Genomic DNA, 22,106 nt, shown 5'->3' with positions numbered 1-22,106 from the left:
AGAATTGGGATTCTCCGCTCTTTGTGCTAAAGTATTCCCCCGCCGGTAATTTATACTGGCGGTCGGAAGGGTAATATTGCGAGATAATGCGATGATCAAACAAAGGACATTAAAACGTATTGTTCAGGCGACAGGTGTCGGTTTACATACCGGCAAGAAAGTCACGCTGACATTACGCCCTGCGTCGGCTAATACCGGGGTCATCTATCGTCGCACTGACTTGAATCCACCGGTTGATTTCCCGGCTGATGCAAAATATGTGCGCGACACCATGCTAAGTACGTGCCTGGTGAATGATGAAGGCGTGCGTATTTCAACAGTTGAACACCTGAACGCCGCACTGGCGGGTTTAGGCATCGACAACATTATTGTTGAAGTTGATGCACCGGAAATCCCGATTATGGATGGCAGTGCCGCACCTTTTGTCTATCTGCTGATGGATGCAGGCATTGAAGAGCTGAGCAGCGCGAAGAAATTTGTGCGTGTTAAGCAAACCGTGCGTGTGGAAGATGGCGATAAGTGGGCTGAGATCAAACCTTATAACGGGTTCTCACTCGACTTTACTATCGACTTTAAACATCCAGCGATTGACTCAAGTTCGCAGCGTTACCAGCTCAACTTCTCGGCTGAGAATTTCGTGCGTCAAATCAGCCGTGCGCGCACTTTTGGCTTTATGCGTGAAATCGAATATCTGCAGTCTAAAGGCCTGTGCCTGGGCGGTAGTTTAGATTGTGCGATTGGCCTTGATGATTTCCGCGTATTAAACGAAGACGGTTTGCGCTTTGAAGACGAGTTTGTTCGTCACAAAATGCTCGATGCGATCGGTGACCTGTTCATGTGCGGCCACAATGTTATTGGCGCATTTACCGCCTTTAAATCGGGCCATGCATTGAATAACAAGTTACTGCAAGCGGTTCTGGCGAAGCAGGAAGCTTGGGAATGGGCTACCTTCGAAGACGAAGCTGAACTGCCACTGGCATTCAAAGCACCTAATTTAGTTCTGGCGTAAGTCAGACGTAATGCGGCAGGTTTCGCTGACACCCTCTCCGGTCAGTGGAATCTGCCGTTTTTTATTGCCTCGCTTTTAATCCTGCAAAACCGATCTCATTTCACTGTCGTGACTGGCGAAACCCTGTACAAAAAAACGTGAATTCCGCCGAAGCCCCTTTAAACACTGGTGTCGAAGCGCAACATAAGTGCTATTATCTGGCGCTCATATAAGCCGGGTAACGCAGACTCACGCGAAGGCTTTATCCTTTTATTCAATGCATTGTGGACGGGTTGTGATCGGGATTTTCTCACGCTGGCGACAATTAGGCAGACGCTACTTCTGGCCTCATCTCCTATTAGGGATGGTGGCGGCCAGTTTGGGTTTGCCTGCCTGTGCGCAAAGTTCTGAGCCCACGGCGAACGATTCGCCGATCAGCAGCCTGTTTGTTGGCAATGTTGTCCATTTCGATCATCTGATTCGTCTGCAGGAAAGTGCGCGTCGACCAAGTTTTAACGTCGATTACTGGCATCAACATGCCATCCGCACAGTTATCAGACATCTTTCTTTTAGCATGACGCCGCCTGCTCAGGCGGAGGCCAATCAAGCTGTACCATTAGCGGCACAAAAACTGGCGTTGATTGGTTCGCTTCAGGCGCTACTGACATCACCTACGCAACCGCTTAATGCCGTTGAGCCACAGCTAGCACTGCGCCACCGGGAACCGCAAATCCACACTTCTGCTGACTGGCAGGCTGCTATCCATGGCATCCGCGCCGGACCTTTCATTGCCTAACTGCTAACGTTTTTTTCCACATCCTGTTTTAGATTTTGCAGTCCGTGAAGTCACGGCTGAAAAGAGAATAATTTATTATGTTAATCAAACTGTTAACTAAAGTATTTGGCAGCAGCAATGATCGTACTCTGCGTCGTATGCGCAAAGTGGTAGACATCATCAACAAGATGGAGCCGGATTTCGTTAAGCTCTCTGATGATGAACTGAAAGCAAAAACCGATCTGTTCCGTGAGCGCCTGAAAAAGGGCGAAAGCCTTGAAAGCCTGATTCCTGAGGCCTTCGCCACCGTGCGGGAAGCGAGTAAGCGTGTATTCGGCATGCGTCATTTTGACGTCCAGCTGATTGGCGGCATGGTGTTAAACGATCGCTGCATCGCTGAAATGCGCACCGGTGAAGGTAAAACCTTGACCGCGACCTTGCCTGCTTATCTGAACGCGCTAAGCGGTAAAGGTGTGCACGTGGTCACCGTCAACGACTATCTGGCGCAGCGCGACGCCGAAAATAACCGTGCACTGTTTGAGTTCCTTGGCCTGACCATCGGTATTAACCTGCCTAATATGCCAGCCGTAGCGAAGCGTGCAGCCTATGCGGCTGATATTACTTACGGTACGAACAATGAATACGGCTTCGACTATCTACGCGATAACATGGCGTTCAGCCCTGAAGAGCGTGTTCAGCGCAAACTGCACTATGCGCTGGTGGATGAAGTTGACTCCATTCTGATCGATGAAGCGCGTACGCCGCTGATCATCTCTGGTCCAGCCGAAGACAGTTCTGAGCTGTATACCAAGGTAAACAAAATTATCCCGCATCTGATTCGTCAGGAAAAAGAAGACTCTGACACCTTCCAGGGTGAAGGCGATTTCTGGGTTGATGAGAAAGCGCGTCAGGCACACATGAGCGAGCGCGGCCTGGTTAAAGTTGAAGAGCTGCTGGTTAGCCAAAACATCATGGAAGAAGGTGAGTCTCTCTACTCTCCAACCAACATTATGTTAATGCACCACGTTACTGCGGCACTGCGTGCCCATGCGCTCTTTACCCGCGACGTGGATTACATCGTGAAAGATGGCGAAGTGGTCATCGTCGATGAACATACCGGTCGTACCATGCAAGGTCGTCGCTGGTCAGATGGTCTGCATCAGGCGGTTGAAGCGAAAGAAGGCGTGGAAATTCAAAATGAAAACCAGACGCTGGCCTCCATTACTTTCCAGAATTACTTCCGTATCTACGAGAAACTGGCCGGTATGACCGGTACCGCCGATACCGAAGCGTTTGAATTCAGCTCAATCTATAAGCTCGATACTATCGTGGTGCCAACTAACCGCCCGATGGTGCGTAAAGATATGGCCGACTTGGTTTATATGACTGAGAAAGAGAAGATCGATGCCATTATTGAAGACATTCGTAACTGCACGGCAAAAGGTCAGCCGGTATTGGTAGGTACAATTTCGATTGAAAAATCTGAAGTGGTTTCCAATGAGCTGACGCGCGCGGGCATCAAACACAGCGTACTGAACGCCAAGTTCCACGCCAGTGAAGCGGATATCGTGGCACAGGCAGGCCAGCCATCGGCAGTAACCATCGCCACCAACATGGCTGGTCGTGGTACCGATATCGTGCTGGGCGGTAGCTGGCAGGCTGAGCTTGCCGCCATGGACGAGCCGACTGAAGAGCAAATTGAGGCGATGAAAGCCGCCTGGAAACTGCGTCATGATGCAGTGCTGGCGGCGGGCGGCCTGCACATCATTGGTACTGAGCGTCACGAATCACGTCGTATCGATAATCAGCTGCGTGGTCGTGCTGGTCGTCAGGGTGATGCCGGTTCTTCACGCTTCTACCTGTCGATGGAAGATGCCTTGATGCGTATCTTCGCTTCGGACCGCGTATCAAACATGATGCGTAAACTGGGTATGAAGCCAGGTGAAGCGATTGAGCATCCATGGGTGACCAAAGCAATTGCCAACGCTCAACGCAAAGTGGAAAGTCGCAACTTCGATATTCGTAAACAGCTGCTGGAATACGATGACGTCGCTAACGATCAGCGTCGTGCTATCTATAGCCAGCGCAACGAACTGCTGGATGTTTCTGATGTGTCTGAAACCATCAACAGCATCCGTGAAGATGTCTACAAAACCACTATCGATACGTACATTCCACCGCAGTCGCTGGAAGAAATGTGGGATGTGGCGGGACTGGAAGAGCGTCTGCGTAATGACTTCGATCTGAATTTGCCGATTGCCGAATGGTTGGATAAAGAGCCAGACCTTCATGAAGAGACGCTGCGCGAACGTATTATGAGTAACGCTGCCGAAAACTATGCTGCTAAAGAAGAAGTGGTTGGCGCTGAGATGATGCGTAACTTCGAGAAAGGCGTGATGTTGCAAACGCTGGATTCACTTTGGAAAGAGCATCTGGCGGCAATGGATTATCTGCGCCAGGGGATCCACCTGCGTGGTTATGCGCAGAAAGATCCCAAGCAGGAGTACAAACGTGAATCCTTCGCAATGTTTGCCGCCATGCTGGAGTCGCTGAAGTATGAAGTGATTAGCACCTTAAGCAAGGTGCAGGTACGCATGCCAGAAGAAGTTGAAGCGATGGAGCAGCAGCGTCGTGAAGAAGCTGAGCGTTTAGCACAGCAGCAGCAGTTGAGCCATGTTGATGATGCAACTGCAGCAGCCGAAGCCTTAGCGGCACAAGGTGGCGAACGCAAAGTAGGGCGTAATGACCTTTGCCCATGCGGTTCCGGCAAAAAATACAAACAGTGCCACGGACGTTTGGCCTGATAGAAAAAGGAGCTTCAGGGCTCCTTTTTCTTTGCTATCGCGTTATGAGAATCTCTGCGTAAAAGCGATCAGTTTCTCTTCGTTTAATCGTACGCCGTGGTAGGGCAGAGTAATAAGCAGCCCATCCGGCAAGCCAAAGCGCTTAAACAATGCTCTGCTTTGAAAGAGCAGCTGATGGTAATTATTATCACTGATGCTCGGATAGCTTTCATTCCATACAGTGGCAATGATCTGATGTTTAGAGGTGATGCGCAGCAACAGGCAGGAGAGAAAACGCTTTTGCGCTTCATTTAGCGGGATGATTTTATGGTCAGGCCACCAGGTTAAGGTGTTTTGCGTGCTGTCTAACGTCAACACATCGTGAAATGCCAAATGTCGTAGAGCGTGGGGATGTTCAGGTTTGTTTTGCTCCAGCAGCGTTGTATCTTCGAATTCCATAGGTAATCGGGTTTAGCAGAAGAGAGAAGCAGCGAGTATTCCCAACATTCCCGGTCGGGATCATTACGACCTGTCTCAATACGCGAGTTTTGTGCGACACCAGACGTCACTTCCCCTTCGCGGGTTAACATCGCTTAGCATCTGATTTACACTTTGCGCTCACTTATTAAAAGCGGAATCCAGCTTATGAAACACCTGCAGGTTGCGGTGGGCATCATTCGCAATACAGATGGTCAAATCTTTCTGGCTCAGCGCGCGGCAAGCTCCTACATGGCTAATAAATGGGAGTTTCCTGGTGGAAAAATCGAACAAGATGAAACTGCTGAGCAGGCGTTAAAACGTGAATTAATGGAAGAAACCGGCATTGAAGTCACTGCGGCTACTGCGATTGGCCAGGCCGATCACAGTTATGACGATCTGCGCGTTACGCTGCATTTCTTCCTGGTAGAGGGTTGGAACGGTGAACCTTATGGACGAGAAGGGCAGCCACAACGCTGGGTTGAACAGCAGGATTTGGTTGCGGATGAATTTCCTCCGGCAAACCATGAGCTGATAGGTCGTCTGGTAGCCGGCGAGATTTAAGTTAAGGGGCTGCTGGCCCCTTACTTTTTTGTTACTGCTGCTCTTCGCTCCAGTCATCGCTGTCCGTCAGGTCACCGCTGCTGGGAATGCGTTTTTCTTCCGCAGCCCACTCACCTAAATCAATCAACTGGCAACGTTTACTGCAAAATGGCCGCCACGGGCTCAACTCATCCCAGATCACATCTCTGCGGCAATTAGGGCAAGGTACGGTAATAATCTCTTCCGGCATAACGTCCTCTAGCAACAAGCTAATTCAAAATTCAGTCGGGCTGGCACTTCTCCGCGTTCACTGTCTAGCGGTAGAAAACGAATCGCATAGCGGCTTTTGTGGCCCGAGACTTGCGGGTACAACGCATCTTCCAGGGTTAACTGCAGACGCAATAGGTCAGAGCCTTCGGCGTTGTCTTGATAAAACCCATTGAGGCTGGTTTGATGACGAAAAACGCCGGACTGACGAACCAGATCGAGGATCATCGTCAAACTGTTACGCAACGGATTCAATGACTCAAGCCAGCCATTAACCTGCACATCACGTACGGATTGTTCCTGATGCAGCCAGATATGCAGGCTCGGCAGATCGAAACTACAGCAGCCGCCGGGAATGCTTAGACGCTGCCGTACCAGCGCAATCAGGCGATCTTCGCGTAACTGTTGGCCCATACGAGGTGCCGCCATTAACTCGCTCGAAAATTGCTTCAGCTGCAGGCGTAAGTTATCGACGCGCAGCTCGTCAACGCCGGGCACATCCAGCCAGGCGCGTAATTTCTGCTGCTGACGCTCAAGCTCTTTCAGCAGTTCAGTGCGCATATCACCGCGTTCAAAAATATCCAGTAGGTCGCTAAGGGTACGAAAAACGCCAAGTGCCGAGACCGAACCATCTACGGGTACGGTTTCATGCAGCTGGTCGATCAGATATTCGACGCGTAACCAGGTACGCATCTTCTCGTTTAAGGGGTGTTCAAAGAGAACAACTGTACTCATGATGTTAATCCTTTCCGGTTGCTGCCAGGCGTAAATAGCACTGGTGGAGTTCAGCAACGCGCAGTAGAGCCTGTTCAGGCTTACCGCTGTTATCAATGATGTCATCCGCACAGGCGAGGCGCTGTTCACGGCTGGCCTGTGCGGCAAGAATATTCTTCGCCTGACTCAATGAAATGCCATCGCGCTGTTGTGTACGCTGCAACTGCGTCTCCGCATCCACATCAACAACTAATACCCGATCGGCCTGGTGCTGTAGGCCGTTTTCCACCAACAGCGGTACCACCCAAAGAACATAGGGTGAAGCAGCCAGTAACTTTAGCTGCTGCGTGCGGGCATTAATAAGCGGATGGAGCAAATGATTGAGCCAGTTTTTTTCTTGCGGCTGCTGGAAAATAATTTCGCGCAGGCGAGCACGATAGAGTGTGCCTTCAGCCGTCAGGATGGCATCTCCGTGGCGTTGAACAATCGCCTTTAGCGCCGGCGTTCCAGGTTCAACCACTTCTCTGGCAATGACGTCAGCGTCAATGATATCAACGCCTAGCGCGGCGAAAGCATTGGCGATCGTGGTTTTACCACTGCCGATGCCACCGGTGAGCGCAACGGTATAAGGCATAGCGTTCTCGCAAAAATTTAAATCGTGAGCAGCCATTGACCGCAGCAAGATGAGAGCAGGATCACAATCATTTTTCTCAGCTAAATTTAAGGGATTGTAGCCTAAATAAAGTGAAATTCGCAGTCTTGTCGCGGAACGAATGGCGCGTATGATAACGACACTGGAGCCGTGAGTGCTACCCGAACTGCGGTTCGTCGTCACCAACCAGGACAATCAGCTATGCGTATTGAAGAAGATTTAAAACTGGGTTTCAAGGATGTGTTGATCCGCCCAAAACGCTCCACCCTGAAAAGTCGTTCTGAGGTTGAACTGGAACGCACCTTCACCTTTAAACATTCTGGCTTAAGCTGGAGTGGCATACCGATTATTGCCGCCAATATGGATACCGTTGGCACATTCACCATGGCTGAAGCTCTCGCCAGTTTTAACCTCCTCACCGCGGTGCACAAGCATTATAGCGTCGAGGCCTGGCAAGCGTTTGTGCAGCGTGTCCCGTCAACGGTGCTGAACTATGTGATGGTTTCCTCCGGTACATCAGAATCAGATTTCACAAAGTTGTCTGCGATTCTGGCGTTATCGCCGCAGCTTAATTTTATCTGTATTGATGTGGCCAATGGCTATTCTGAGCACTTCGTGCAATTTCTGCTGCGGGTACGTGAAAGCTTCCCAGGCAAGACTATCTGCGCAGGAAACGTGGTGACCGGCGAGATGGTAGAAGAGCTTATTTTGTCTGGTGCAGATATCGTTAAAGTCGGGATTGGCCCCGGCTCGGTATGCACCACGCGAGTGAAAACCGGTGTTGGCTATCCTCAGCTTTCCGCTGTTATTGAGTGCGCCGATGCTGCGCACGGCTTGGGTGGACAAATTGTCAGCGATGGCGGATGTTCGGTTCCTGGCGATATTGCCAAAGCGTTCGGTGGCGGTGCAGATTTCACCATGCTCGGCGGAATGCTTGCGGCGCACGACGAGTGTGAAGGCACCATCGTTGAAGATCAGGGCGAGAAGTTTATGTTGTTCTACGGCATGAGCTCCGAATCTGCGATGAAGCGCCATGTCGGCGGCGTGGCGCAATACCGTGCAGCTGAAGGTAAAACTGTGCGCTTGCCGTTGCGTGGCCCGGTTGAAGATACCGTAAAGGATATCCTCGGTGGTTTGCGTTCAGCCTGTACCTATGTGGGCGCAGAGCGTTTGAAAGAGCTGACTAAGCGCACCACCTTTATCCGCGTAGCAGAACAGGAAAACCGCGTGTTTACGCGTTAAGCAGAGATAGCGGGCGCGCACTGCGCGTGCCCGTTAACGAATCGCATCCCCTAAGCCAAATACCGGCAGATACATCGCAATGACTAGTGTGCCGACAATCCCGCCAATCACCACCATCATCATCGGTTCCAGCGAGGCAGCCAAAGCGTCTGCACGCGCCAGCGTTTGTGCTTCATGCCATTCTGCTAAACGCGCAAGCATCACATCCAGCGCACCTGCCTCCTCACCCACTCTGATCAGCTGCGCGCAGAGTGGCGTAAAAAGCAGATGTTGCTGAAGAGCCTGATAGAGCGGAGCACCCGCAGCAATGTGCTGTTGCAACTGAACAATCGCATCACGCCATAGACGAGACACCAGCGTAACCTCAACCGCCTGCAGGCTCTGCAGCAAGGTTAAACCTGATTGCTGCGTGAGTTGCAGGATGGCGTAAATCTGGCTGAGTTGTCCGCCGCGCCACAGCGGAGAGAGTAGCGGCATACGTAGCAGCCATTGATGCGTGCGCTTTTGCCAGGGCACTGAACGCCGATATGTTTGCTGCGCAATCCCCAGCACAGTCGCACATATCAGCGACAGCGGAAGTGCGGCTTGCTGCAACAGCGCCGATAGCGACATCACGGCGACGGTAAATGCGGGCAACGGTGCATCAAAGCTGGCATACACCGAGACAAACTCCGGCAAGACGAACAGCAGCATGCCGGCACTGACCGCGAGCGCCACCAATAAGATAAATAAGGGATAGCGCAGCGCCTTCACGACTTTTTGCCTTAGATATTGTTGCTTACTCTGCTGCTGAGCCAGCTGGCGACAGCATTCGTCGAGTTGTCCTGTTAACTCACCCACTTGCATCAGCGCGGGAAACAGCGGCGGAAAGATTTGCGGCCACTCCTGCAGGGCCTGCGAGAAGGGTTCTCCCGCGATGACCCGCCGCTGTAATCCTTTCAGTAGTACCCGCCAACCGCTATGTGGATGGCCTTCCGCCAGCAGTATCAGGCTCTCTGCCAACGGTAAACCGGCTTTAAGGAGAGTGGCCAGCTGTCGTACCAGATCGATCTTCTGCTGCCACTTCCAGTCACGCGTGCGCCAGCATTTACCACGCTGCCAGCTCACCGGCAGCATGCCGCGATCGGAGAGTTGATTAAGCAGCGCATCCTGGCTGACGCTAAGCGATTCCCCCTCCTGCAGCACGCCCATCGTATCAAGTGCCTGCCAGCGGAAATGATAAAGATTAGCCATCGCCTAGCCCTACCACGCGCTGCATCTCTTCAAAGGAGGTTTCGCCTCGGCTCACCGCCTCCAGTCCTGCAGCCAGCAGCGTTTTCATTCCCTGCTCATTGGCTAGCGCCAGCAGATGCTCCAGCGGCATGTCGGCCGAAATCGCATTTTGCAATTTGCTGGTAACGGGCAGTATTTCAAATAGCGCCAGCCGCCCGTAATAACCCGAAAAGCAGTGATCGCAACCGGGTGCTCGCCAGGTTTGCAGCGTGCCTGGCCAGAGTTCTGTGGGTAAATGAGCGATGGCTTGTCCTGGCTGACGACAATGCACGCACAGGCGTCTGACCAGCCGCTGCGCTACCACCAGCTGCAACGCGGGGCCCAGCAGATAACCGGGAATATCCATCTGCCGCAGGCGCGTGAGTGTTTCAGCGGTGGAGTTGGTATGCAGCGTGGAGAGCACCAGGTGGCCGGTTTGTGCTGCCTTGACGGCAATACTTGCGGTCTCGGCATCCCGGATTTCTCCTACCATAATCACATCAGGATCCTGGCGCAGCAGCGCGCGCAGCACACGATTAAAATCGAGTCCGCTACGCGGTTGTATCTGCGTTTGATTGATCCCCTCCAGCGGAATTTCGACTGGGTCTTCAACGCTGCATACATTTTTTTCGGGCACGTTAAGTGCGCTTAACCCGCTGTAGAGCGTGAAAGTTTTGCCGCTGCCGGTAGGGCCGGTAACCAATATCAACCCCTGAGGTTTTGCCAACGCGCTTTTCAGCAGCCGCAACTGTATGGCTGGCATGCCCAGTTTATCGAGCGTGATGGCGCTATTCTCACTTTGCAGTAGCCGCACCACGGCTTTTTCGCCGTGGCTAATCGGCAGCGTTGAGAGGCGGAAAGCCGCCAGTTTGCCATCCATCTCAAGGGTAAATTGCCCATCCTGCGGCAGACGTCTTTCGGCAATATCCAGTCCACCGAGGATTTTCAGGCGTGCCAGTATTGCAGCCGGCTGGGCTTCCGCGGGCTGCGGCAATTTGTGCAGCACACCATCAATGCGCAGGCGCACACGCAATCCATGCCGCTGCGGTTCGAAATGGACATCAGACGCACGGCGCTGAATGGCCTGGCGCAGTATTTGATCCACCGCGTTAATCGCCGATTCCGCATTGGCATGCTCGCGAGGGGCCGCGTCGGGCTCAGGTTCGTGTAACAATTGCTCAATTCGCGCTGCAGGCCAGCACTCAATATCGACGTTGCATTGGCTAGCGAATCGCAGGGCCTCCAGCAGCAGTGGGTCGGGTGTCTCAGCCACTGCCACGCGAAGTTGCGTGGTATCGTGATGCAAAATCACCGCCTGATAGCGTGCGCACAACGCTTGCAGTGCAGCATTAGCATTGTCCATTATTTGGCATCCTTGTCAGCAAAGCGGAACTGTTCGAGGCAGCTATCACGCAGGCTGCTGTTATCGCTGGTGCAGGTACGCTGCCAGCTTAAGGTGCCATCGGTGGCGTTCCAGTTTGGTGTCATTTCAACCGCCAGCCCGGTAAGGCTCTCCTGCCCAGTAAGGGTGATCGTGCCATTAACCACGCTAAGCGTTGCCACATAGCGCGAACCCTTAGCCGCAGGAATACCGCGTTGTCCTGCCTGGCATTGGGCGGGGCCGCCACGCTCAATGGCACAGAGTTCTACCGCGGTTTTGTAGGGCACCATGGTTTGCAGCATGTCGGTGAGCGCTGCGCGTTGCAGATAATTTTGGTAGGCCGGTAAACCGATGGCGCTAAGAATGGCGACGATGCCAATCACAATCATCAGTTCAATGAGGGTAAAACCGCGTTGTCTTTCCATGATAAGGCTCCTTGTTGTGGAGCCGCTACGGTAGAAAAGGGGGAGCCAAAGCGGAAGTCAGGTCTGCGCGAGGTTGGAAAGCGACGCGCAAAGAATCGTCAGAATTGCAGGTGAGAAAGCAGAAATGTGGAAGTCATCACGCAAATCCGCCGCACGACTAAGCGGCGGAGAGAGGAAATCACAACTCGCGGAAGCGCATCGATAGATCCAGCGCGTGCACATGTTTGGTCAGTGCACCAACCGAAACATAGTCGACACCCGTCTGCGCAATGTGCGGCAGGGTGGTTTCCGTCACATTACCGGAGACTTCGAGCAACGCGCGCTTATTGGTTAGCACTACCGCTGTGTGCATCATTTCAAGGCTGAAGTTATCCAACATGATGATATCTGCACCTGCATCAATGGCATCCTGTAGCTCGGCGATGGATTCAACCTCAACTTCTACCGGCACATCGGGTGAAAGCCACAGCGCTTTTTCTACTGCGTTGCGCACCGAACCGCTGGCAATAATGTGGTTCTCTTTGATCAAAAAAGCATCCGACAAACCTAAACGATGATTATTACCGCCACCGCACAGCACCGCATATTTCAATGCCGTGCGCAGGCCAGGCAATGTTTTGCGCGTATCAAGCAGTTGGGTTTCGCTGCCTTGCAGCAGGGCGACATAGCGACTGACTTCGGTGGCAACGCCTGACAGCGTTTGCACGAAATTAAGTGCGGTACGTTCAGCCGTTAGAAGCAGGCGCGCCGGGCCGGTAAGCTCAAATAGCGGTTGATCGGCAACGAGGGCCTGGCCATCTTCAACTTGCCAATTTATCGTTACTTTGTTGCCCAGTTGAATAAACACTTCTTCCACCCAGCGTTTACCACAAAAAACACCGGGCTCACGTGTGATGACTTGTGCCACAGCCTGTTTCTCTGCGGGGAGCAGCAACGCGGTGATATCACGGTCGGCATCAATTTCACCCCCTAAATCCTCCTGAAGCGCGCGGGATACGGCTTCGGGGATGTCCTGTTCAATTCGTTTAATCAATGCCTGATGGCGTTGATCGGGATCGTAACGACGCGTTGCCATGGTTTTACCACTCTACAAGACGAAATTTCGTGCGCTCACCTTAGCGTGATTTATCATCTATTGCCAGTTATCACCAATGAAATGTTTAGTATCCTGAACTCACATGGGCGGGCGCATTAAGTCGCAAGCCCCAAGTCTGAAACATGTTATTCTCAGCCTGATTTTGCTTAGGATTTAACGGCATGAAACTGGAAGAGGGCTGGATTACCAGCGCACGCAAAGTACCTTCACCGCACTTTAATCAGCGTCCGAATGATGAAGTTCCCTCGCTGTTAGTGATTCACAACATCAGCTTGCCGCCGGGTGAATTTGGTGGGCCGTGGATCGATCGGCTGTTTACCGGCACGCTACCTGCCGATGCACATCCCTATTTTGCCGATATCGCCCATCTACGCGTGGCAGCGCACTGTTTGATTCGCCGCGATGGCGAGCTGGTGCAATATGTCTCTTTTGACCAGCGTGCGTGGCATGCTGGGGTGTCGCAGTTTGAAGGGCGCGAGAGCTGCAACGATTTTTCGATAGGCATCGAACTGGAGGGCACCGATACGTTGCCCTTTACCGACGCGCAATATGCCACCTTACAGCAGGTGACATCGTTGTTATTACAGCATTATCCGCTGACGCCCGCGCGCATCACCGGTCACAGCGATATAGCACCAGCGCGAAAAACGGATCCCGGTCCCGCTTTTGACTGGTTGCGCTATAGAGAGTCCATCAGGCAAAAGAATCCCTGAGACAGCAGGAGCAGGTATGACGTTGTTTAGCTTGTTATTAGTTTTAGGTTGGGAGCGCCTTTTTAAGTTAGGTGAACATTGGCAGCTGGATCATCGGCTTGAGGCCCTGTTCCGTGGACGCCAGCGCTTTTCGTTGTTGCGCACAGTCGTCATGACCGTCATCGCGATGCTGATTGTCTGGCTGGTGGTGTGGAGCCTAAAAGGTATTCTGTTTGGTGTGGCGCAATTGCTGTTCTGGATTGTCGTGGGGTTGCTGTGTATCGGTGCGGGCTCGGTACGCTTGCATTATCACAGCTATCTCAAGGCCGCGAGCCATGATGATGAAGCTGCGCACAAGGCGATGGCCGCTGAGCTGACGCTGATTCATGGCGTGCCGGTGGAGTGCAGTGAGCGTGAGTTCTTGCGTGAACTGCAGAATGCGCTGATTTGGATTAACTTCCGCTACTATCTTGCGCCGATGTTTTGGTTTGTGGTCGGTGGTCCTTATGGTCCGGTACTTCTGGTGGGTTATGCATTTCTGCGTGCCTGGCAGAGCTGGCTGGCAAGACATCATTCGCCGCTGGAACGCTCGCAGTCCGGGGTTGATCGCCTGCTGCACCTGCTTGACTGGGTTCCTGTGCGGCTGGCCGGCGTAGCTTACGCGCTCCTTGGACACGGCGAGCGCGCGCTGCCAGCCTGGTTTGCCGCCTTGGGCGATCTGCATCGCCCACAGTATCAGGTGCTGACCAGCCTGGCGCAGTTCTCACTGGCGCGCGATCCGCATATGGATAAGGTGGAAACGCCACGTATTGCGGTGGCGTTGGCAAAACGTATTTCCTTAGTGCTGGTGGTGGTGGTGGCGCTGTTGACCATTTACGGCACGCTGGTGTGATCGGCTGGCGGCACACCGAAATCGGGTGTGCCGTCTTCGCGCCAATGGAAGTATTTCAATCGCGTATGACGATTTGGATCCCACAGCGGATCGCCTTCAATTTCGGTGTAATTTCGTGCGTGATACACCAGCACATCTCTTCCTGCTTCATCCACCGTAAAGCTGTTATGCCCCGGCCCGTATTGTTGATTATCCCAACTGGTAGCAAATACCGGCCGCGCCGATTTGCGCCAGGCGCTGAGGTTGAGCGGATCGGCCAATATATCGATGTTTAAAATGCCCAGGCAGTAATTTTCATCGGTCGCACTGGCGGAATAGGTGACAAACAGCTTATCGCCGTGCTGAATCACCGCCGGTCCTTCATTGACGCTAAATCCCGCGCACTCCCACTCATATTCAGGACGGCTCAGCATCACAGGCGCACTTTTCAACGTCCACGGATTGAGTAACTCGGCGAGATAGAGATTAGAGTTGCCGGGAATGGCCGGATCTTTCTGCGCCCAGAGATACCAGTGTTTACCCTGGTGTGCGAAGTAGGTGGCATCCAGAGCGAAGGAGTCAATGGGCGTATGTACGCGGCGGCAGGGCTGCCAGTTGCCACTGAGCGGATCGGCATCATTGCACACCAGCGCATACATGCGGTGCTGGAACAGCCCATCCTTAATCTCACGCGTGGGCGCCGCAGCAAAATAGATTACCCATTGCCCATTAATGTGATGCAGCTCCGGTGCCCAAATCAACGCGCTGAACGGACCGGTATCGGGTTTATGCCATACGGTAACGGCTTGCGCATCAATGAGGCCAGCCAGCGTGGGCGCAAAGCGAATCTCCAGCCGGTCATACTCTGGCACCGAGGCGATAAAATAGTAGCCATCCGCTTGGCGCAGAATAAAGGGATCGGCGCGTTGGGTAATAAAAGGGTTGGGCCAGCTCATTTGATCTCTCCAGGTTGTGAAGTCGCTGAGGACACGACAGAGGATAGGTGAGGTGAATGGGCACGGCGTAGCGCCAGATCGGCCTGGATGGTACGCATCAGTTGGCGATCCACTTTCATCAGGCGCACCACGCCAGCGGTAATCAGATAACCCACGCCCGGAATCACGGTAAACAGCAGCATAATGCCGTTAATGGCGCTGGGCGCTTGCTGTTTGGCACCGGCATCGTAGCCATAAATCGACAGCAGGAAACCAACCATCGCACCCGCCACCGCCAGCCCGACTTTAAGGAAGAACAGATTGCCGGAGAAGCTCATCCCGGTGATGCGTTTGCCGGTTTTCCATTCACCGTAATCATCCACGTCGGCCATCAGCGACCAGTGCAGCGGTGATGGAATCTGATGCAGGATATTCAGCAGGAAATAGGCGATGACCACTGCCGCGGTGGCGTGCGGATCGATCCAGTAGAAACCGCAGGAGAACAGCGCCAGCGCAATATTGGTCCAGAAAAACACTTTCAGCTTGCACCAGCGATCGGTAAGGATTTTCGCCAACGTGCTGCCGAACATCATGCCAATAACACCAAGACTGATAAACAGCGTGGCGAAGTGCGTCGACTGCCCCATCACCCAGGTAACGTAATACATGGTGGCAGCCATACGAATGAAGCCAGGGCAAACGTTGCAGAAGGTCAGCAGCAAAATACGCACCCACTGATCGTTTTTCCAGACATCGCGCAGGTCCTGTTTCAAATCATCGTTGCTTGGCGCCGCAGGCCGAATGCGTTCACGCACGGTAGCAAAGCAGAACAGGAACATCGCCAGGCCAATCAGCGCCAGCACGCTCATCGCCAGCTGATAGCCACGTGCTTTGTCGCCGCCGCCAAACCATTCGGCCATCGGCAGCAGCGAAAGCGAAAGAATAAGCGTGGCGACGCCCACCATTACAAAGCGATACGACTGGCACGACACGCGCTCGCCGGGATCGTTGGTAATCACACCGCCCAGCGAGCAGTAAGGAATATTGATGGCGGTATAGGTCAGCGACATGAGGAAGTAGGTGACAAATGCCCAGATAACTTTGTCGTCATAGCTCCAGTCCGGCGTGGTAAACATCAAGACGCTGAACAGCACGTAAGGCACGGAAACCCACAGCAGCCACGGGCGGAAACGGCCCCAGCGGCTTTGCGTGCGGTCAGCAATCGCGCCCATGATCGGATCGGTGACGGCATCCAGCACGCGCACCGAAAGCAACAGCGTGCCGACCAGCGCCGGCGCTAATCCAAACACATCAGTGTAGAAATAGTTGAGGAATAACATGATAGCACCGCCAATCATGTTGCATCCGGCATCACCCATGCCATACCCCAGTTTCTCCCGGAACGAGAGGACTGCTCCTTTCATTGATCGTCTCCAGCGACAAGATGAGCAGGAATTATCTGTGCTAAATCAGTAATCTGCTGGGGAGCAAATGGTTAGGTAGATGGACAAAACGCGCGGGCGGGGAAAAGTGTGAGCCAGATCGGTGGAACTGCCCGGCAGCGGCGTGCCGGGCAGAGAGAAACATTAAGCTTTTTGCAGTTTGTTTTTGATGGTGTAGCCGATACCCAGGATCACCAGCCAGACCGGAATCAGCCATACCGAAATCGCCATGCCAGGCGTCATCAGCATAATCACCAGAACGCCCGCGAGGAAGATCAGGCAAACCCAGTTACCCAGCGGATACAGCACCGCTTTAAAGCGCGTGGTGACACCCTGCTGATCTTTCTTCTTACGGAATTTCAGGTGCGCAAGGCTGATCATCGCCCAGTTGATTACCAGCGCAGATACCACCAGCGCCATCAGCAAGCCGAAGGCTTCGCCAGGCATCAGATAGTTAATCAGTACGCAGAGGGCCGTCGCGACGGCAGAGACCAGAATCGTTGCCACCGGCACGCCGCGACTATCGACTTTCAGCAATGCTTTAGGCGCGTTGCCCTGCTGTGCCAGACCGAACAGCATGCGGCTGTTGCAGTAAACACAGCTGTTATAGACCGACAGCGCCGCCGTCAGGATCACCACGTTTAGCGCATTCGCCACAAAGGCATCGCCCAGCTCATGGAAAATCAGTACGAACGGGCTGGTGTCGGCGGTTACGCGCGTCCACGGCAGTAGTGACAGCAGCACGGCCAGCGAGCCGATATAGAAAATCAGGATACGCCACAGCACCTGGTTCGTGGCTTTGGGAATGCTCTCTTCTGGATTGTCGGCTTCGGCGGCGGTGATGCCCACCAGCTCAAGGCCGCCAAACGAAAACATAATGATCGCCATCATCATGACCAGTCCGGTCATGCCGTGCGGCAGGAAGCCACCCTGATTCCATAGGTTGCTTACGCTGGCCTGCGGGCCGCCGTTGCCACTGAACAGCAGCCAACCGCCAAACAGAATCATGCCGATAACGGCGACGACTTTAATAATGGCGAACCAGAACTCCATCTCACCAAAGACTTTTACGTTAGTCAGGTTGATGGCGTTGATCAGCACAAAGAAGATGGCAGCCGTGGCCCAAGTGGGGAAATCTGGCCACCAGAACTGCACGTATTTGCCGACGGCGGTCAATTCAGCCATGGCAACCAGCACGTACAGCACCCAGTAGTTCCAGCCTGAGGCGAAACCGGCGAAGTTGCCCCAGTATTTGTAGGCGAAGTGACTGAAGCTACCGGCAACCGGCTCTTCAACGACCATCTCACCCAGTTGGCGCATAATCAGAAAGGCAATAAAACCGGCAATCGCGTAGCCGAGAATAACGGCAGGACCGGCCGATTTAATCACTGATGCGCTGCCCAGAAACAGGCCAGTACCTACGGCTCCGCCCAGCGCAATCAGCTGAATATGGCGATTCTTTAAGCCGCGATGCAGCGTGTCGCCATGCTGTTGTTCCATACAAACCTCGTGATGTTGTTATTGTGCACCTGCAGTGCGCGCACTGTAAGGCTGTTTATCCTAATGTACTCTTTTCTTTACGGTATCTGGCGTGCTGTGTGCATGCGTGAGCTACCAAGGCGTCCAGAATAGTGATAAGCGCGCCGCTTTGCACCTGCTTTTGCTTTTTGTGCTGAGAGATGACTGAAAAAGCAGCAGCATCCTCTGGGCACTGCGCAAATTATTTCTGCCACGAACCTGGCGAAAACACGAATAGCTTTCCCTTATATCTCAGCCAGGATGAAGGTGCTAACTCAGTGTAAGGTTTGGTAAAAGTGCAATTTATTAACATTTACCTCACCCAGGAAATTTCTTGCTTTATGCCGGTAAGTTAGCGCATTCCAACAGCATTCTTCCCCTGAAGTGTGACCGCGACCATATAGACACAAGGTGAATACTTTGTTACTTTACGGGCACTATTTTTCAATTGGTATTACCAATTTACTCCGGACGTTTGGCTCATAAGAAGGGAAGATGGCTTACAGTAAAATTCGCCAACCCAAGCTCTCCGATGCGATTGAGCAGCAGCTGGAATCCCTGATCATGGAAGGGACGCTCCAGCCGGGTGAAAAACTGCTCCCCGAGCGCGAACTGGCGAAACAGTTTGATGTCTCACGTCCATCCTTGCGCGAAGCGATTCAGAGCCTGGAAGCCAAAGGCCTGCTGATGCGCCGTCAGGGCGGTGGCACCTTCGTCCAGAAAAATCTCTGGCAAAGCCTGAGCGACCCGCTGGTCGGTCTGCTTGCCGAACATCCAGAATCTCAGTTTGACCTGCTGGAAACCCGCCATGCGCTGGAAGGTGTTGCTGCCTACTACGCGGCGCTACGGGGTACCGATGAAGATCTGCAGCGCATCCGCGACTGCCATGTTCATATTCAGCAGGCACAGGACAGCGGCGATCTCGACGCCGAAGCTGATGCGGTGATGAAGTATCAGATCGCTGTCACAGAAGCGGCCCATAATGTGGTGCTTCTGCATTTGCTGCGTTCCATGGGCCCTATGCTGGAACAAAACGTCCGCCAGAATTTTGAATTGCTCTACGCTCGCCGGGAAATGCTGGCGAAAGTGAGCGGTCACCGCGCCAGTATTTATGAGGCGATTGTGGCTCGTGAGCCAGAACAAGCACGCGAGGCCTCTCATCGTCACCTGGCGTTCATTGAGGAAATCTTGCTGGATAGAAGTCGGGAGCAGAGTCGTCGTGAACGCTCCCTGCGTCGTTTACAGCAACGTAAGGAATAACGCACGGCAACGAACGTGCGGAAAACACGACGGGCCTGTCTTCTTGTGCTGTGAACCAGAAGCAAAGCACAAGCAGACAGGCTCCTGATAATTTCAACGTATTAGACACAGATAAGGAATACACCCCATGTCAGAACGTTTACAGAATGACGTGGATCCGATCGAAACTCGTGATTGGCTACAAGCGATCGAATCGGTCATCCGTGAAGAAGGTGTTGAGCGCGCGCAGTATCTGATTGATCAGGTAATGAGTGCAGCACGCAAAGGTGGCGTGAAAGTTGCCGCAGGTTCCTCTGCAATCAGCAACTACATTAACTCTATTGCTGTTGAAGATGAGCCGGAATACCCGGGCAACACCTCTCTTGAACGTCGTATCCGTTCCGCAATTCGTTGGAACGCCATCATGTCGGTGCTGCGTGCGTCGAAGAAAGATCTGGAGTTGGGTGGCCATATGTCCTCCTTCCAGTCTTCCGCGACCATTTATGAAGTGTGCTTCAACCACTTCTTCCGCGCGCGTAGCGACAAAGACGGTGGCGATCTGGTTTACTTCCAGGGTCATATCTCTCCAGGCATCTATGCACGTGCGTTTCTTGAAGGTCGTCTGACTGAAGAGCAGATGAACAACTTCCGTCAGGAAGTGCATGGCAACGGCCTGTCGTCGTATCCGCACCCGAAACTGATGCCAGACTTCTGGCAGTTCCCGACCGTTTCTATGGGCCTGGGCCCGCTGTCGGCGATCTATCAGGCGAAATTCCTGAAGTATCTGGAGCATCGCGGTCTGAAAGACACCTCAGCCCAAACCGTTTATGCCTTCCTTGGTGATGGCGAGATGGATGAGCCGGAATCCAAAGGTGCGATCACCATCGCTACCCGTGAGAAGCTGGACAACCTGGTGTTCATCATCAACTGTAACCTGCAGCGTCTGGATGGCCCGGTCACCGGTAACGGCAAGATCATCAACGAGCTGGAAGGCATCTTTGCTGGTGCTGGCTGGAACGTGATCAAAGTGATCTGGGGCGGTCGTTGGGATGAGCTGCTGCGTCAGGACACCAGCGGCAAGCTGATTCAGCTGATGAACGAAACCGTTGACGGCGATTACCAGACCTTCAAATCCCGTGACGGCGCCTACGTGCGTGAGCACTTCTTCGGTAAATATCCGGAAACCGCCGCGCTGGTGAAAGACTGGTCAGACGAAGAGATCTTCGCCCTGAACCGCGGCGGCCACGATCCGAAGAAAGTCTATGCAGCACTGAAAAAAGCGCAGGAAACCAAAGGTCAGCCAACGCTGATTCTGGCGCATACCATTAAAGGCTATGGTATGGGTGACACGGCCGAAGGTAAAAACATCGCCCACCAGGTTAAGAAGATGAACATGGATGGCGTTCGCTACATCCGCGATCGCTTCAACGTGCCGGTAGCTGACGAGAAAATCGAAGAGCTGCCGTACGTGACCTTCGAAAAAGGCTCTGAAGAGTACAACTATCTGCACGGTCAGCGTGAGAAGTTGGGCGGCTATCTGCCAACGCGTCAGGCGCAGTTCAGCGAGAAGCTGGAAATGCCAACGCTGGAAGAGTTCCGTCCGCTGCTGGAAGAGCAGAACAAAGAGATCTCTACCACCATCGCCTTTGTGCGTGCCCTGAACGTGATGCTGAAGAACAAGTCGATCAAAGATCGTCTGGTTCCGATCCTCGCGGACGAAGCCCGTACCTTCGGGATGGAAGGTCTGTTCCGTCAGATTGGTATCTACAGCCCGAACGGTCAGCAGTACACCCCGCAGGACCGCGAGCAGGTTGCTTACTATAAAGAAGACGAGAAAGGCCAGATTCTGCAGGAAGGGATCAACGAGCTGGGCGCAGGTTCATCCTGGCTGGCGGCGGCGACCTCTTACAGCACCAACAACCTGCCGATGATTCCGTTCTACATCTATTACTCGATGTTCGGCTTCCAGCGCATCGGCGATCTGATGTGGTTGGCGGGCGACCAGCAGGCGCGCGGCTTCCTCGTCGGCGGCACCTCCGGTCGTACCACGCTGAACGGCGAAGGTCTGCAGCACGAAGATGGTCACAGCCACATTCAGTCGCTGACTATTCCGAACTGTATCTCTTACGATCCGTCTTACGCGTACGAAGTGGCGGTCATCATGCAAGATGGCCTGGTGCGTATGTATGGCGAAGCGCAGGAAAATATCTACTACTACATCAGCACGCTGAACGAAAACTACCACATGCCGGCGATGCCGCAGGGTGCGGAAGAGGGTATCCGTAAGGGTATCTACAAGCTGGAAACCGTAGACGGTAGCAAAGGCAAAGTACAGCTGCTGGGCTCAGGTTCCATCCTGCGTCACGTGCGTGAAGCCGCGCAGATTCTGGCGAAAGATTACGGCATCGGTTCTGACGTCTACAGCGTGACCTCGTTCACCGAGCTGGCGCGTGATGGCCAGGATTGCGAGCGCTGGAACATGCTGCACCCAACCGAAGAGCCACGTGTACCGTACATCGCGCAGGTGATGAACGAAGCGCCGGCCGTGGCATCAACCGACTACATGAAGCTGTTCGCAGAACAGGTTCGCAGCTACGTGCCTTCCAGCGATTATCGCGTGTTGGGAACTGACGGCTTCGGTCGTTCAGACAGCCGTGAAAACCTGCGTCACCACTTCGAAGTGGATGCATCGTATGTGGTTGTGGCTGCGCTGGGTGAGCTGGCTAAACGCGGCGAAATCGATAAGAAAGTGGTGGCAGAAGCAATCACCAAGTTCAACATCGACGCCGATAAAGTTAACCCGCGTCTGGCTTAA

General features: G+C 53.4%; 20 protein-coding genes. 9 read left to right on the top strand and 11 right to left on the bottom strand.

Annotated features, from left to right (window positions below):
* Window positions 1-91 precede the first annotated feature (91 nt).
* From lpxC to secA, 3 genes are all read left to right on the top strand, one after another.
* A complete protein-coding gene (gene lpxC / locus AAGR08_RS15370; protein ID WP_097094933.1) occupies window positions 92-1,009 on the top strand; it encodes a UDP-3-O-acyl-N-acetylglucosamine deacetylase in 918 nt (305 codons plus the stop codon).
* A gap of 274 nt (window positions 1,010-1,283) precedes the next feature.
* Complete coding sequence (gene secM / locus AAGR08_RS15365; protein WP_320204463.1) at window positions 1,284-1,784, top strand: secA translation cis-regulator SecM; 501 nt, start codon at window positions 1,284-1,286, stop codon at window positions 1,782-1,784.
* Window positions 1,785-1,861: 77 nt separating this feature from the next.
* The gene (gene secA, locus AAGR08_RS15360) at window positions 1,862-4,567 is read left to right on the top strand and encodes a preprotein translocase subunit SecA (protein WP_097094931.1); all 2,706 of its coding nucleotides are present in this window, start codon (window positions 1,862-1,864) and stop codon (window positions 4,565-4,567) included.
* A 42-nt stretch (window positions 4,568-4,609) separates the two neighbouring features.
* Here secA and AAGR08_RS15355 read toward each other — a convergent pair whose 3' ends face one another.
* Window positions 4,610-5,005 (bottom strand): response regulator, encoded by a 396-nt coding sequence (locus tag AAGR08_RS15355; protein ID WP_097094930.1) that lies wholly within the window; start codon window positions 5,003-5,005, stop codon window positions 4,610-4,612.
* 186 nt (window positions 5,006-5,191) lie between these two features.
* Here AAGR08_RS15355 and mutT point away from each other — a divergent pair, with 186 nt between their 5' ends.
* Window positions 5,192-5,587: an 8-oxo-dGTP diphosphatase MutT gene (gene mutT, locus AAGR08_RS15350; protein ID WP_097094929.1), complete on the top strand. Its 396-nt coding sequence runs from the start codon at window positions 5,192-5,194 to the stop codon at window positions 5,585-5,587.
* Between the two features lie 31 nt (window positions 5,588-5,618).
* Here the strand turns inward: mutT and yacG are convergent, their stop codons facing one another.
* The 3 genes from yacG to coaE are packed head-to-tail and all read right to left on the bottom strand — an operon-like array spanning window position 5,619 to window position 7,181.
* Window positions 5,619-5,816 (bottom strand): DNA gyrase inhibitor YacG, encoded by a 198-nt coding sequence (yacG, locus tag AAGR08_RS15345; protein WP_097094928.1) that lies wholly within the window; start codon window positions 5,814-5,816, stop codon window positions 5,619-5,621.
* Between the two features lie 8 nt (window positions 5,817-5,824).
* Complete coding sequence (gene zapD / locus AAGR08_RS15340) at window positions 5,825-6,568, bottom strand: cell division protein ZapD (RefSeq protein ID WP_097094927.1); 744 nt, start codon at window positions 6,566-6,568, stop codon at window positions 5,825-5,827.
* Between the two features lie 4 nt (window positions 6,569-6,572).
* Window positions 6,573-7,181, bottom strand: a complete 609-nt coding sequence (gene coaE / locus AAGR08_RS15335) for a dephospho-CoA kinase (RefSeq protein WP_097097596.1) — start codon at window positions 7,179-7,181, stop codon at window positions 6,573-6,575.
* A 219-nt stretch (window positions 7,182-7,400) separates the two neighbouring features.
* Between coaE and AAGR08_RS15330 the strand changes: the two genes are divergently transcribed.
* Window positions 7,401-8,441 (top strand): GMP reductase, encoded by a 1,041-nt coding sequence (locus AAGR08_RS15330; protein WP_345827266.1) that lies wholly within the window; start codon window positions 7,401-7,403, stop codon window positions 8,439-8,441.
* Window positions 8,442-8,474: 33 nt separating this feature from the next.
* Here the strand turns inward: AAGR08_RS15330 and hofC are convergent, their stop codons facing one another.
* From hofC to nadC, 4 genes are all read right to left on the bottom strand, one after another.
* Window positions 8,475-9,674, bottom strand: a complete 1,200-nt coding sequence (gene hofC, locus AAGR08_RS15325) for a protein transport protein HofC (RefSeq protein ID WP_345827265.1) — start codon at window positions 9,672-9,674, stop codon at window positions 8,475-8,477.
* A complete protein-coding gene (gene gspE, locus AAGR08_RS15320; RefSeq protein ID WP_345827264.1) occupies window positions 9,667-11,055 on the bottom strand; it encodes a type II secretion system protein GspE in 1,389 nt (462 codons plus the stop codon). Before gspE ends, hofC begins: the two co-directional genes overlap by 8 nt.
* Window positions 11,055-11,498, bottom strand: a complete 444-nt coding sequence (gene ppdD / locus AAGR08_RS15315; RefSeq protein ID WP_097094924.1) for a prepilin peptidase-dependent pilin — start codon at window positions 11,496-11,498, stop codon at window positions 11,055-11,057. Before ppdD ends, gspE begins: the two co-directional genes overlap by 1 nt.
* 178 nt (window positions 11,499-11,676) lie before the next feature.
* Complete coding sequence (gene nadC, locus AAGR08_RS15310) at window positions 11,677-12,573, bottom strand: carboxylating nicotinate-nucleotide diphosphorylase (RefSeq protein ID WP_345827263.1); 897 nt, start codon at window positions 12,571-12,573, stop codon at window positions 11,677-11,679.
* A gap of 182 nt (window positions 12,574-12,755) precedes the next feature.
* Between nadC and ampD the strand changes: the two genes are divergently transcribed.
* Window positions 12,756-13,307, top strand: coding sequence for a 1,6-anhydro-N-acetylmuramyl-L-alanine amidase AmpD (gene ampD / locus AAGR08_RS15305; protein ID WP_345827262.1), 552 nt, complete (start codon window positions 12,756-12,758; stop codon window positions 13,305-13,307).
* A gap of 16 nt (window positions 13,308-13,323) precedes the next feature.
* A complete protein-coding gene (gene ampE, locus AAGR08_RS15300; RefSeq protein WP_097094921.1) occupies window positions 13,324-14,178 on the top strand; it encodes a beta-lactamase regulator AmpE in 855 nt (284 codons plus the stop codon).
* Here the strand turns inward: ampE and AAGR08_RS15295 are convergent.
* From AAGR08_RS15295 to aroP, 3 genes are all read right to left on the bottom strand, one after another.
* The gene (locus AAGR08_RS15295) at window positions 14,160-15,113 is read right to left on the bottom strand and encodes a family 43 glycosylhydrolase (RefSeq protein WP_345827261.1); all 954 of its coding nucleotides are present in this window, start codon (window positions 15,111-15,113) and stop codon (window positions 14,160-14,162) included. The two genes, ampE and AAGR08_RS15295, sit on opposite strands and share 19 nt — an antisense overlap.
* Window positions 15,110-16,516, bottom strand: a complete 1,407-nt coding sequence (locus AAGR08_RS15290) for an MFS transporter (RefSeq protein WP_345827260.1) — start codon at window positions 16,514-16,516, stop codon at window positions 15,110-15,112. Before AAGR08_RS15290 ends, AAGR08_RS15295 begins: the two co-directional genes overlap by 4 nt.
* 162 nt (window positions 16,517-16,678) lie before the next feature.
* Entirely contained in the window at window positions 16,679-18,034 is a 1,356-nt protein-coding gene (gene aroP, locus AAGR08_RS15285) for an aromatic amino acid transporter AroP (protein ID WP_097094918.1), read from the bottom strand.
* Between the two features lie 513 nt (window positions 18,035-18,547).
* Here aroP and pdhR point away from each other — a divergent pair.
* Both pdhR and aceE read left to right on the top strand, forming a co-directional pair.
* Window positions 18,548-19,312 carry a pyruvate dehydrogenase complex transcriptional repressor PdhR gene (gene pdhR, locus AAGR08_RS15280; RefSeq protein WP_097094917.1) on the top strand — a complete coding sequence of 255 codons (765 nt, stop codon included), beginning with the start codon at window positions 18,548-18,550 and terminating at the stop codon, window positions 19,310-19,312.
* Between the two features lie 127 nt (window positions 19,313-19,439).
* On the top strand, window positions 19,440-22,106 hold the full coding sequence (gene aceE / locus AAGR08_RS15275; protein ID WP_345827259.1) for a pyruvate dehydrogenase (acetyl-transferring), homodimeric type: 2,667 nt from the start codon (window positions 19,440-19,442) through the stop codon (window positions 22,104-22,106).

It is taken from the genome of Pantoea sp. BRR-3P (assembly GCF_039621635.1).
GTDB classification, from domain to species: domain Bacteria; phylum Pseudomonadota; class Gammaproteobacteria; order Enterobacterales; family Enterobacteriaceae; genus Pantoea; species Pantoea floridensis.
The sequence above is the reverse complement of the archived record's forward strand: the minus strand, read 5'-3'. Positions and strand labels throughout refer to the sequence as shown.